The 12,715-nt window shown below is 59.8% G+C and carries 9 protein-coding genes; 6 read left to right on the top strand and 3 right to left on the bottom strand.

Translation table 11 applies throughout. The features are described 5' to 3' along the window. Positions 1-115 precede the first annotated feature (115 nt). Together M0D65_RS07220 and M0D65_RS07215 are read right to left on the bottom strand one after the other, a co-directional pair. Entirely contained in the window at positions 116-475 is a 360-nt protein-coding gene (locus M0D65_RS07220) for a hypothetical protein (RefSeq protein ID WP_266252057.1), read from the bottom strand. 69 nt (positions 476-544) lie between these two features. Further along, complete coding sequence (locus tag M0D65_RS07215; protein WP_266252056.1) at positions 545-1,321, bottom strand: hypothetical protein; 777 nt, start codon at positions 1,319-1,321, stop codon at positions 545-547. Between the two features lie 238 nt (positions 1,322-1,559). Between M0D65_RS07215 and M0D65_RS07210 the strand changes: the two genes are divergently transcribed. The 6 genes from M0D65_RS07210 to M0D65_RS07185 all read left to right on the top strand — a co-directional run bounded on the left by M0D65_RS07210 (position 1,560) and on the right by M0D65_RS07185 (position 12,093). Continuing rightward, on the top strand, positions 1,560-3,641 hold the full coding sequence (locus tag M0D65_RS07210) for a LamG-like jellyroll fold domain-containing protein (protein ID WP_266252055.1): 2,082 nt from the start codon (positions 1,560-1,562) through the stop codon (positions 3,639-3,641). Continuing rightward, positions 3,641-3,892: a hypothetical protein gene (locus M0D65_RS07205; protein WP_266252054.1), complete on the top strand. Its 252-nt coding sequence runs from the start codon at positions 3,641-3,643 to the stop codon at positions 3,890-3,892. The genes M0D65_RS07210 and M0D65_RS07205 overlap by 1 nt, the downstream gene beginning before the upstream one ends. A gap of 72 nt (positions 3,893-3,964) precedes the next feature. Beyond that, positions 3,965-5,983, top strand: a complete 2,019-nt coding sequence (locus M0D65_RS07200) for a phosphocholine-specific phospholipase C (RefSeq protein WP_266252053.1) — start codon at positions 3,965-3,967, stop codon at positions 5,981-5,983. Positions 5,984-6,060: 77 nt separating this feature from the next. Further along, positions 6,061-8,682: a phosphocholine-specific phospholipase C gene (locus M0D65_RS07195; protein WP_266252052.1), complete on the top strand. Its 2,622-nt coding sequence runs from the start codon at positions 6,061-6,063 to the stop codon at positions 8,680-8,682. A gap of 32 nt (positions 8,683-8,714) precedes the next feature. Further along, positions 8,715-9,530, top strand: coding sequence for a sulfotransferase (locus M0D65_RS07190; protein WP_266252051.1), 816 nt, complete (start codon positions 8,715-8,717; stop codon positions 9,528-9,530). Between the two features lie 610 nt (positions 9,531-10,140). After that, a complete protein-coding gene (locus tag M0D65_RS07185) occupies positions 10,141-12,093 on the top strand; it encodes a protease pro-enzyme activation domain-containing protein (RefSeq protein WP_266252050.1) in 1,953 nt (650 codons plus the stop codon). Positions 12,094-12,199: 106 nt separating this feature from the next. On the opposite strand, the gene M0D65_RS07180 is transcribed toward M0D65_RS07185, so the two are convergent. Next, positions 12,200-12,613, bottom strand: coding sequence for an FkbM family methyltransferase (locus M0D65_RS07180; RefSeq protein WP_266252049.1), 414 nt, complete (start codon positions 12,611-12,613; stop codon positions 12,200-12,202). Between the last annotated feature and the right edge of the window lie 102 nt (positions 12,614-12,715).

Genomic DNA, 12,715 nt, shown 5'->3' with positions numbered 1-12,715 from the left:
TAGCCGGTAGTTTCGCATGTCGTGTTAGTGCGCGCAGTCAGGGCTGCAGTCAGCCCGGCAGGTTCCTTTTCTGGCGTCGATCGCGAACGGGAAACTGAACATCCGGGCGCGTTGGTTAATCTACCGCCAGACCGAGTGCAGTTGGCTTTGCGCGAACATCGACGGAAAATTCCGCTTTGTAGCGAGTCTTGTCCAGCGTAACTTCAAGCATTTTCTTTGGTGGATAGCTGGTCTTGAACGACAACTCGTCGACGCTGCCATCCAGGCCATAGTCGGTTTTTAACCAAAGGGAGATATTGCCGGGTGGGTGATTGCGAATCCTGCTAGCGATCGATTGAATGATGCGATAGTGGGCTGGCTTCTGGCTGGCAAGCGCGGCTACCGAATTCGGGTTGTCCAGATTTAGATAAACATCGGTCGCAGCTATCGCATAGGTGCTGCCGCCCAGCAGGAGTAGTGCTAACAACAGGCGCATGTCGGTTCTCCATCAGATTGTCTGCGTGGAGCAGACTCATCTCGATTTAGAGAAGTTCCTGTCCAGGATTCAGGGTTCCTGACGGCCTCGCCGCTTCGCACGCGGGAGCCCGATCAACGAAAGTACCTTCCTGCCGAATGCCGATGGCGTAACCCTCGCGCGCGTTTCAGCAGGCGGCCGTATATAGGTCCAGTAATCGTGGCCCATCAATTCGATCAACCGTCGATGGATGATCGACAGACGTTCGAGCGCGGCCGCGGCCTGGCGGGCAAGTTCGTCCGTGGCGAAGCCGTAGCCTGCCAGCTTGTCTTCATCGTCCTCCCAGTTCCACTCGAGCAGGTAAGTCATCTCGCCGCGCGACACGATGCGCACAGCCCATCCTTGATCGAGGTAGTCCCACACTTCCCGCTGCACGAGATCGCGAGATGCTGCCAGCGCCTCCAGAGCCTCAACCGTCTCCGCGATCCAATCGATCCAGACAAAGCTCGTCAGGTCCTGTCCTGCGGCAATGAACGCCGGCTTCACCGCGAAGTGAGGAAATCCCCCCGTCTGTACCTCTTGTGCCTTTCCGTGCGCACTGGCAATGGCGATCAGTTGTTCGTAATAGCGCGCGAGATGGCTTTCGCGACCCAGCAGATCGCCAGTCGATAGATGTGTGTGCGCCGGCGACGCCAGGCCGAATTCGCGCAGCGGTTCGGTCAAACGCTCGCGCTCATCGCTGGACAAGTCACCGCCGGACACGATGAAACGGCCGTCGTCGATGAGGAACACCGCATCGCACGAAAAATCGCGGACATGGGTTGCCGCCGCAATCCAGTCGTCGCCGTAACCATCTGCTATCGACATCGCGTCTCCCTGTGCATTGCGCCGGTCTTCATAAGCCCCGCCATCCGGCATGTCCGTGGTTCGCTCAAGCGCTTACCGATCCTTACATCACCGACCGTGACATTGTCATGTCGCCAAAATCTGTGTTGTTTTTGTGCATTTTGTGGTTATTTGTTGCAACGAGTGTGTATGTTTTCGCTTGTCCCGGTTCTCGCGTCGGGACGATCCATCACCGGCGAACAACGTAGCGGAGCGTTTGATGTCCCGGCACTTACAAAAAGTTTTTATCTGGATAATCACGAGTTTAGGACCGCTGTCGTGCGCTGTCCTGCTCGGCGGTTGTGGTGGGGACATCGGTGCTTCGGCGCCGTCAGGTCAGGTCGGTCAGGCTGCGCCCGGCGGTGCATCGACGACGACACCGCCGGCGGGCGGTACTTCGACCTCGCAGCCCACGGGGCAGGCACGTCAGAAAGCGCTCGTGATTGGTGTGTCGGGCGTGCAGTACAGCGCGCTGCAACAGGCGCTCGCCCAGCACCAGGCACCCAATCTCGCGCAGATGGCCATCGTGCCGGCGCTCGCAGGCGGTATCGCGGGAACGCCTACGCAACAGGCCACGCTCGCGGCGCCCGGCTGGGCCACCGTGTTGACCGGCACATGGGCCAACCGGCACGGCGTGCGCCAGGACGATGCGGCGCAGACTATCGCAGTCGATACCGTCTTCAAGCTCGCGAAGCTGGCCAATGCGCAAGGTACGGCTGAAATCGCGAGCTGGAGCACGCTCGATGCGTTGCTGTCCGGCGATGCGGATGCATCGGTCGATTGCGCGGGGGGCGATAGCTGTGTCGTCAAGGCTGCGACTGCGGCGATTTCCACCGGCAACGACGATCTGATTTTCGCCAATCTGAGCGGACCGGCAGTCGCCGCGCAGAGCGCCGGTCTACAGGCTGGTTATGTGAGCGCACTTGCCACGGCAGATCAGGAAATCGGCCAGCTACAGACTGCGATTGCCGCGCGTCAGAAGCAGAACGGCGTCAACGAAAACTGGCTCGTCATCGTGACAACCGATGAAGGGCTCGACGCCACCGGCTCGGAGAGCGGCCTTCCGCTGCTGTCGAACGAGACGGCCTTCATCGCGTCGAATCAGCCGTTGACGGTAGGCTCGACCACTGCGTCGACCGGCACGATCGCTGCGAAGCCGACACTTGCGCAGTTGCAGGCGGGCGCGACACAGGCCGATATCACGCCGACCGTATTGAGCTGGTTCGGTGCAGTAGCAAACCCCGCGCTCTACGCGATCGACGGCACGTCGCTCATCGGCAAGATCGGTCCTCGCCTGCTGCAGGCAACACCGGGCAGTGACCAGGCCAGCCTGAATCTGTCGTGGGCCCTGCCGCCCGTCACACCTTCACAGCTCTTGCTGTACCGCGACGGCACATTGCTCGCAACGTTACCGGGAAACACGCAGTCGTATGCCGATACCCAGCTCGGTAAAACGACCAGTGGCGCCTACTCGTTCAACTACACGCTGGCCGCGGACGGCGCGGCCGTCTCCACGCTCGCGCAGATCAACTACGTTCAGTCGGTCGTACTCGACCCGACGCTCGGTTCGGGCCTGATCCACTTCTTCTCGTTCGACAAGGGGCTCGCGGACGCGATTGCTCCGGGCGTGGCGCTCGCCCAGTTCAACGCAACATCGACGACGACCGCGTCATTCGTTCCCGACAGTTTCGGCTTCAACGCGTTGCAGGTTGCATCGTTGATCAGCACGCCGAACGCAGGAAACGGCATGAAGCTCACCGACGACGTCAGCAACAAACCGCAGTTCTCGATCGGCTTCTGGTTCTACTCGAACGACGGGCAGAGCGACTCGCCGGTAATCAGCAACAAGAACTGGTGGTCGGGCGGCAACCCCGGTTTCAACATTGCGGAAGAAAGCGGCAGCCAGTTGAAATTCAACATCTCCGACGGCTCCAGTCGCTCCGATGCAGCGCTCAATTTCACGAAGAACGCGTGGGTCTACGTCGCCATGACCGTCGACACCACCGCACAAACCGCAGTTGGCTACATCTACGACCCGACGTACGGCATGGAGTCCGCCACGCTCAGCATGAGCGGTTTCAACATGAGCAAGATTGCCGGCGTCTATTCGACCATCGGCTTTAACGAGGACGCGACGGGCAACTACTACACGCGAACCACCGACAGCGGCGGCAACCTCGGCACGATGACCTTCAACGACATCGCGATGTGGAACAAGGTGCTGACCTCGGCACAGGTTCTATCGCTCGGCGCTTCGACGCATTCGCTGTCGACGCTCGTACCCGGATCCGGAGGGAACTGATGAACGCTTTCTATTCAATGGCTATCACGCGTGCGCGCTCTGCTGTTTTGCTGGGAGCGATGCTCTGTGCGTCGGCGGTGCTGCTCAGCGCGTGCGGCGGCGATTCGAAGTCGACATCTGGAAGCACCGGTCCTGGATCGTCGGCACAGACACCGCCCGCTCAGGGTGCATCGACGCCGGCGGGCGGATCGGCCCCTTCGGGCGCGTCGACACCGGCCAATACGAAGGCCGTACTTCACTGCGCGCCGTAAACCGTAAGCCGCGAGTCGAGAACTGGACAACCCAGAGCAATTCGCCATACCCGAACCCCACAAGGTGCTCCGATGGTTTCGAATCCAAGACGTAACTTTCTGAAGTTCGCCGCAGGCTCGCTCGGCGCGACAGCCGCGGCTTCGATGATGCCCGCCGTGATCCGCGATGCGCTGGCGACACCGGCATCGAATACGACCGGCACGCTCAACGACGTGCAGCACATCATCGTGTTCATGCAGGAGAACCGCGCGTTCGATCACTACTACGGCTCGTTGCGCGGCGTGCGCGGCTTCAACGACCGGATGGCGATCACGCTACCGAACGGCGACCCGGTGTGGAAGCAACCGACGAGCAACGGCGGCTACATGTTGCCGTTTCACGTCGACACGTCGACCACCAGCGCGACCTGCGAAGAAGCCGCGACGATGGACTACCCCACCGACATCGCGATGTGGAACAACGGGCTATATAACGCGTGGAATACCGCGCGCAGCCCGGTGCTGGGGATGAGCTACTACACGCGCGCCGACTTGCCGTTCTACTATTCGCTCGCCGATGCATTCACGATCTGCGATCAGTATCACTGCTCGACGCTCACGCAGACCAATCCGAATCGTCTGCATCTGTTTAGCGGCAGCAACGGGTTGTCCGTCGGTCAAAGACCGACTCTCGACAACACCGAGCCGACACCAGGCTTTAGCTGGCCCACGGTTGCCGAAACACTTGAGGCGGCGAATATCAGCTGGAAGGTGTATCAGCAGTCGGACAACTTCGACGACAACGGTTTCGCGTGGTTCCAGAGCTTCAAGACGGCGCCGACCACGAGCCCGTTGTACCAGAAGGGCATTGCTGTCGTGAACGATCTTGCTCAGGCGCTCGCGGCAGACGTTGCCGCCGGTACGTTGCCGCAAGTGTCGTGGATCGTAGCGCCGGCCGCGCTGTCGGAGCACCCCGACTACCATCCTGCAGCCGGCGAGGATCTCACCGCGCGCCTGCTAACCGCACTCGTCTCGAACCCCGACGTGTGGTCGAAAACCGTCTTCCTGCTGAACTACGACGAACAAGGCGGTTTCTTCGATCACGATCCGCCGCCCACACCGCCCGCATCGGCCGCGCAGGCGACGATGTCCGCGACCGGCGAGATCTATGCCGGCAAACCGATCGGCCTCGGCTTCCGCGTGCCGATGATGATGATCTCGCCGTGGTCCAAGGGCGGGTATGTCTGCTCGCAGGTATTCGATCACACGTCGGTGATCCAGTTTATCGAGCAGCGCTTCGGCGTTCACTGCCCCAACATCAGCCCGTGGCGCCGCGCGATCTGCGGCGATCTGACTTCGGCGTTCAACTTCAAGAATCCGGATGCGGTGTGGCCCAAAGCATCGATTCCGGATACCAGCGAGTACGTCGCGCAGGCCAACCTGCAATGCAGCACGCTGCCCTACCCCACGGTGCCGACAGTCCAGTCGATGCCGAGACAGGAACCGGGCACACGTCCTTCACGCGCATTGCCGTATGAGTTCCACGCAAGCGCACGTGTCGACCCGGCAAGTTCGACGTTCTGGTTGATCGTCGCCAACGGCGGTAGCGTTGGCGCGGCATTCTCGGCATACGACCTCGCGACGCCGACCAATCCTCCGCGTCGCTATGCAGTCGATGCCGGCGCGCAGCTCTCAGACAGTTGGAGCAGCGCAGCGCTGACCGGCACGAAGTACGCCATCGCCTTGCACGGCGCGAATGGTTTTCTGCGTGCGTTTGCCGGCGACGTCGCGGCGACGGCCACAGCGCATGCTGCGAACCCCGAGATCCGCGTCTGCTACGACGTGGCAAATAGCGCCGTGTATCTGACGTTGATGAACAGCGGCCAGGGACCCTGCACGTTCACCGTCACATCGAACGCGTATCGCACCGATGGGCCATGGACTTTCACGGTGGCCGCCGGCAGCACTGCGGATACCAACTGGCCCGTTTCGGCAAGCCACAACTGGTACGACTTCAGCGTCACGGTCGATGTACAGCCCACGTTTCTGCGCCGCTTCGCCGGACGACTGGAAAGCGGCAGCGAACTGAGCAGCGATCCCGCTGCCGCGTAGCGCATCGGCGGCACCCAGCATGACGGCTGCCGGCTTGTCCGGCCGGCAGCAACGACACCTCTTACCTGACGACAGCGATGACCTCTAAAGACAGACGCAACTTCCTTCGCCTCGGTGCCGCCACGCTGGGTTCGGTTGCAGCGGGTTCGTTCTGGCCGCGATTGATCGAAAATGCTCTGGCGGTGCCGGCCAGCAATCCGACCGGGACACCGGGTCTTGCCGACATCGAGCACGTCGTTATCTTCATGCAGGAGAACCGCTCGTTCGATCACTACTACGGCGCGATGAAAGGGGTGCGTGGCTATGGCGATCCGCGCCCCACGGCGATTCCGAGCGGCAACTACGTGTGGTACCAGGCGGAAGGAACCAATCCGGGCTCGCTGTCGTTCTCGGCCCATGTCGATGTGTCGTTGTGGACGACACCTTCGGGTTGGTACCAGACCAATCGCACCATACAGTCCAGCGAATATGTGTTGCCGTTCGCGTTGAACAAGACGGGCAATGTCGCCTTCCAGTATATGAACGACCTGAATCACAGCTGGAAGCAATCGCAGGACACGTGGAAGAACTGGGACACATGGGTACCGACGAAAAGCCGGCAGTCGATGGGCTTTCTGACCGCCAACGAGTTGCCCTTTTACTACCCGCTCGCCAACGCGTTCTCGATTTTCGACGACTACCATTGCTCGGTATTTGCCGCGACGGATCCGAACCGGTTTTATCTGTGGTCGGGAACGTGTCCGCCACCGATGAACTTTCCGGACAGCTACAACATCGAGAGCGGTGGCTATTTCGCCGACATCGCCGACGACAACAACAGCAAGATCACGCCCGCCATGTATGGACAAAGCCCCACCGCGCGAGCGACCGCCGTGGCCGCGGGCGTCGCGGACTGGCAAACCTATGCCGAAACATTGTCGGACAGCGGCATCACGTGGAAGCTCTATCAGGAAGACGAGAACTTCGGCGACAACTATCTCCAGTACTTCAAGAATTTCCGGATCGATAACACCGGGACCACGATCGACAAATCAAAAGATCCCTATTTCCAGACACTTTATCAACGTGGGCGCGTTTTCTCGGCATCTACAGCGAATGTTGGCGATGCACTGGTCGCCGAGTTTGCGCGCGACGTCGCGGCAGGCATGGAGCCCGACAATCCCGCTCCTGGCACGATCAAACCAGGGCTGCCGCGCGTTTCGTGGATCGTGGCACCGACGAAATTTTCGGAGCATCCAAGCGCGTCGCCCGGCGACGGCGAGTCGTTCACCGCGCGGCTGCTGAACATCCTCGTCAACGAGAACCCGGACGTTTTCTCGAAGACCGTGTTCATGTTGATGTACGACGAGAACGATGGCTACTTCGATCACGTCCTCGCCCCCGTTCCGCCGATCAGCGCGCACTACGGACAGATGACGCTGGCCGATGCGGGCGCCGCCGAAAACATGTCTTCGGTTCCGGTCGGCCTTGGACCGCGTGTGCCGATGCTGATCGTCTCGCCATGGACGAAGGGCGGCAAGGTCAGCTCGCAAACTTCCGATCACAGCTCCGTGCTGCGCTTTCTCGAGCAATGGTTGACGGCGAAGGGCCTGGCGGCCGCGGATGCGAGCAAGTGCGCGTTGATCTCGGACTGGCGCCGCGCTGTGTGCGGCGATCTGACCGAGGCGTTCGACTTCAGTCAACCGGCTGCGACGGGCACGCTCAATACCACGACGACGTTCAAGAACGGCACCGTGAGCGCCGCCGTGCCGGTACCGCAGACCTTTCCCGCACTGCCTGGACCACCGACACGAACCGCATGCCGGCTCGGCTACGAGTTCTTCGTACACGCGCAGGTGGCAAGCGGACAGTTCTCGTTGACGTTCGCCAATACCGGATCGGTCGGCGCCGCATTCATCGCTTACTGGATGCCGATGGCGGACGCGCAAACCACGTATCACTACACGATCGAAGCCGGCAAGTCGCTCACTGCTACGCCAGTGTCGATCGGCAGCGATGGTGTGTACGACTGGGCCGTGCATGGTCCGAACGGTTTCTTGCGCGAGTTCCGCGGCAACGTGAACAACGTGAGGCAACTTGCGCAGGCGCCCGAGGTCGCGGTTTGTTATGACGTCGCTGGAGCCAATCTCCAGATCACACTCGATAACCGCAACAGCACCGTGGCCTGCGTCTTCCAGTTGACGGACAACGCCTATTACCAGAACAAGCCAGTCGCGATAACGGTCGCTGCAGGGGCTGAACAATCGGTGACGTGGCTCGGTTCGTCGGACACGCTCAATGGCAGCACGATCTCTTCGGGCTGGTATGACGTCAGCATTCGCGTAGCCGGCGACACTGCGTGGTTGAGGCGAGTGGCTGGAGGCGTGCAGGCGCAATCGGGTGCGCTCAGGACCGATCCTGCTAACGGCAATCCGGCATTGTTCAAACCATCGTTTGCGTTGCAGCCTGTCGCAGCCGGCACGCTCCGGGTGGACTACGTGACGCCGCCGTGGAATCACCGGCCGTTGAACTGGTTCGGTGTGTTCAAGGCAACCGATACACCGGGTGCCGGCAACGAACTGCTGCGTACAAACGCTCCACGCGGTGTGGGTTCGGCCGTGCTGTTGACCGCAGGTCTGCCGTCCGGGCAGTACAACGTGTTCTATTTCTTCGACAACGGGTATACGGTGCTCGCGGGTCCGACTGCGTTCTCGGTCTAGGATCATCAGGTTGTCGTCTCGAAGAGAGTGTCATGGTCAAGCATCTGCATCTGATCTCAGGTTTGCCGCGTTCAGGTTCGACGCTGTTATGCGCGCTTCTGCGACAGAACCCTCGCTATACGGCGGCCATGACGAGCCCGGTGGCCATGCTGTGCGGCGCGATGCATCAAAAGATGTGCGACCCCGAGTTCGGTACCTTCTTCGACGACGAAAAACGCGCCCGCATGCTGCGCGGCGTGTTCGACAGCTACTACGCTGACAGTCCGTCCGACCAGGTTGTATTCGACACCAATCGCACCTGGACCGGTCGCTTGCCGTTGCTGGGCGAACTGTATCCGCAGTCGCGTGTGATCTGCTGCGTGCGCGACGTAGCCTGGATTATCGACAGCATCGAACAGATGCTGGCGAAAAATCCGTTACAGCTATCGCGGATATTCCGACTTCAACCTGGCGCCTCCGTCTATGCGCGCTCGGACGTGCTGATGAATCCCGACAACGGTCTGATCGGTCTTGCCTGGAGCAATCTGCGCGAGGCGTGGTTCGGTAACGATGCGAAGCGGCTGATCGTCGTGCCGTACGAGCATCTGTCGCGCGAACCCGGTAGAACCATGCAACGCCTCTATGAAGCACTCGGCGAGCCGGACTTCCCGCACGATTTCGACAACGTCGTCTACGACGAACCCGATTACGACGCGCTGCTCGGCATGCCCGGCATGCATAAGGTCAGGGCGAAGGTCGCGCATCACGACCGGGCGCCTTGCATCCCGCCCGATCTGTACACGAAAGTGTCGGGCGCGAACTTCTGGCTCAAGCGGGAGATGAATCCGCGCGGTGTGGTGATTGTCTAGCTCCGGCAAAATTACCAGGGCATATCATTTCGGCGCAGATTTAACAAATTCACCTGCTTTCCTGATATCCATTTCAGTGATTTCGCATTAATTACAAAATGCTTTCCATTTAATGCACATCAAACTTCAACAAATTACAAATTACATCAAAAAAAGTTTGACAGTAAGTTTCTCGCCTTATATCTTTTAATCACTCAAATTTCATCGGTCATCCGTTTATTAATCGCCGCACATGCTGGCGAGGCTTGCACACAGAACAATGCATTAAGCATCGCCATCGGATAGACGGTATTCGGGAAAGCTTTTCGTATTAACTTGATTATCCATCAAGCCTGTCGTTACGCATATGCAAAGCTGAATTCGATAAACAGAAACGAGTTGATATAAGCAGTAGTAAATTGCTTTTCGTCGCCCCGACAGTCAGAGGATTTATCTCTTAACTCGCAATCGATATTCAACAGGAGAGAACGCCTATGTCGAGTTGAGGCGCCGGGTATTTGTCGTTGCTATTCCTGAGATTGAGTACTTCCCATGCCTTTTATGCGCGTTACGTCATCGTAGCCGTGGATCGGCACGTCGATTCTTCGTCAACCATCGTGGAGTTGAAACAATGAAGAAAGCTGTGCGTATCAATAGTGCATTTTCCGGAAATTTCGCCAAGGCGCTGCTGCCGCTCGCCATTGCCGCAACCCTGGTGCCGATGTCTGCGCACGCAGCGGATAGCTGGGTGGCGACCCGCACCGGTGCGTTCCTGTTACCCGCGGCACATCCCGCCGGCGCGGTAGCGCAATCGGAAGCCCGCACAACATCCGCGGCCACCGGTTATGCACTCGGCGATGCAGCGAACGAACTCACCAATACTCTGGTAACGCCGCTCGAAATCAGCCAGCCCCTGCACGTTACCGTCGTCCTGAAGGGCCGCAATGACAGCCAGCTCGATACGTTCCTGCGCGAGGTCAATCAGCCCGGTAGCCCGAATTATCGGCAATATCTGACGCCGGAGCAGTTCAAGGCCCGCTTCGCACCGACCGACGCTCAGGTCCAGGCAGTCGTCGAACACCTGAAGGCGAGCGGTTTCACGAACATCTCGGTGTCCGAGAATAACAAGCTGATCTCTGCGGACGGCAACGCCAATAACGCACAGAGCGGCTTTCACACGAATCTGAAGCGCTTCAACTACCGCGGCAAGCAGGTTTTCGCCAACGACTCGGCGGCACTGGTTCCGTCCTCGTTGAGTTCAAGCGTGGAGTCGGTGCTTGGCTTGCAGAACGCAGGCGTGCCGCATCGGTTGATTCGCCGTTTTGTGCCGGCCAATGCTGCGCTTGCAAGCGCAAATGCTGAAGTGAATACCGAAGCCAAAGCGGCTGCGGGCAGCCAGGTCGCGCACCAGCCAACCGACTTCGCCAAGATTTACGATGCGGCCGGCCTGCCGGCTGCGACCAACACCACGGTGGGCATCATCACCTGGGGGGATCTGACCCAGACGATCGCCGATCTGAAAACCTTCACGACGAGCGCGAAGCTGGCGACCGTCAACACCAAGGTGGTCGCAGGTGGCAAAGGCACGCTGGCTGATGACGGCGACCCGAGCGAATGGGATCTGGACAGCCAGGACATCATCGGGACATCCGGCGGCGTCAAGCAACTGATCTTCTATTCGGCGATCAACGGCGACAGCCAGGATAGCGGCCTGACCGATGCAACGTTGACGGACGCTTACAACAAGGCGGTCACCGATAATCTGGCCAAGGTCATCAACGTCTCGCTCGGGCTCGATGAAGCATCGGCAAACTCGGACGGCTCGCTTGCCGCCGACGACGCGGTCTTCAAGCAGGCTGTTGCGCAAGGTCAGATCTTCTCGGTGTCGTCGGGAGATGCGGGTGTGTATCAGTGGTCGACTTCGCCGCAGGGCGCGCCTGGCTACATCGGTACGAGCAGCGACGGCAGCACGGTGAAAACAACCATCAATCTGTCGAAGTACAGCGTGTCGTCGCCGGCCAGTTCGCCGTATGTGGTTGCAGTGGGCGGCACGACGCTGTCGACCACGAACAAGACCACGTGGGCCGGTGAAACCGTGTGGAACGAAGGCTGGGCGTTTGCCGATACCGACCAGTTCGGCGACCCGGTGGACGACTCCGTGCGGATCTGGGCGACAGGCGGCGGTGTGAGCCAGTATGAAACGGCGCCGACGTGGCAAACCACCGCATTGGGCAAGACGGTCACCAAGCGCGTAGTGCCGGACGTCGCGTTCGATGCGGCCTCCGGGACGGGTGCCTTGATCGTCATCAACGGCCAGGCGGGACAACAGGTTGGCGGCACGAGCCTGGCGTCGCCGATTTTCGTCGGTGGATGGGCGCGGGTCGAATCGGCTCACCAGAACAGCCTGGGCTTGCCTACGTCGGGTTTCTATCAGACCTTCCTGACGGACACGTCGAACATTCATGACGTGACTTCGGGTAACAACGGTTACGGCGGCAAGGGCTATACCGCGAAGGCAGGTTGGGATGATGACACGGGCTTCGGCAGCCTGGACTTTACGAAGCTGAGCGCGACGTACAAGTGATGGTTCGGCTGTGCTGTCTGTCCTGCTGGTATGGGGCGGATGGTTGAAATGAACACCCCTTTTCGAAGGGGTGTTTTTACATGCGGGCCCTGGTTACAACGACGCGTTAATCCTCGCGTAGCGGATGATGCCCAGCGTCCGTAATTTCCGTGTATCCCTGCACGTCGATATCCGACTCACGAGGCAGTGCGAGCATATTGAAGGACGCCAGATTGCCATAGACGTTCTCGTCCTCGCCAAGGAAATTCTTCGGATTGAATAGCGGGGATACGTGCCACCACAACCGGTATTCTTGCGCCCATAACCATTCGATCAGCGCCTGCGATTTCTCTACGCGATCGTTTTCGAGGTACAGCGCCGGTCGGGATCGCTTCAATATCTGACATGCACCCTGCAGCGCTGCCAGTTCAAAGCCTTCGACGTCGAGCTTGATCAGGGAAACGTCCCTGTCGCCGAGCACGTCATCCAGCCGGACGCACGGAACTGCCATGAGATCGGGCGATGTTGCTTCGGACTGCATCGACACACCGCCGAAGTTGCCTGGCTGCGTGTAAGTCTGGCCCGGAATGTTGATGTCCGCGCAGAACTGACCCACTAGAGCCGCAAATTTTCATCGAATTTT

This window comes from Paraburkholderia sp. CHISQ3, from assembly GCF_030464945.1.
In the GTDB taxonomy this organism is placed as follows: Bacteria; Pseudomonadota; Gammaproteobacteria; order Burkholderiales; family Burkholderiaceae; genus Paraburkholderia; species Paraburkholderia megapolitana.
This window is presented reverse-complemented; position numbering and strand designations above follow the sequence as displayed.

What these genes read in the sequence shown, in the direction of transcription:
- M0D65_RS07220 (WP_266252057.1), bottom strand. Translation starts at nt 475, where the DNA reads ATGCGCCTGTTGTTAGCACTACTCCTGCTGGGCGGCAGCACCTATGCG.
- M0D65_RS07215 (WP_266252056.1), bottom strand. Translation starts at nt 1,321, where the DNA reads ATGTCGATAGCAGATGGTTACGGCGACGACTGGATTGCGGCGGCAACC.
- M0D65_RS07210 (WP_266252055.1), top strand. Translation starts at nt 1,560, where the DNA reads ATGTCCCGGCACTTACAAAAAGTTTTTATCTGGATAATCACGAGTTTA.
- M0D65_RS07205 (WP_266252054.1), top strand. Translation starts at nt 3,641, where the DNA reads ATGAACGCTTTCTATTCAATGGCTATCACGCGTGCGCGCTCTGCTGTT.
- M0D65_RS07200 (WP_266252053.1), top strand. Translation starts at nt 3,965, where the DNA reads ATGGTTTCGAATCCAAGACGTAACTTTCTGAAGTTCGCCGCAGGCTCG.
- M0D65_RS07195 (WP_266252052.1), top strand. Translation starts at nt 6,061, where the DNA reads ATGACCTCTAAAGACAGACGCAACTTCCTTCGCCTCGGTGCCGCCACG.
- M0D65_RS07190 (WP_266252051.1), top strand. Translation starts at nt 8,715, where the DNA reads ATGGTCAAGCATCTGCATCTGATCTCAGGTTTGCCGCGTTCAGGTTCG.
- M0D65_RS07185 (WP_266252050.1), top strand. Translation starts at nt 10,141, where the DNA reads ATGAAGAAAGCTGTGCGTATCAATAGTGCATTTTCCGGAAATTTCGCC.
- M0D65_RS07180 (WP_266252049.1), bottom strand. Translation starts at nt 12,613, where the DNA reads ATGCAGTCCGAAGCAACATCGCCCGATCTCATGGCAGTTCCGTGCGTC.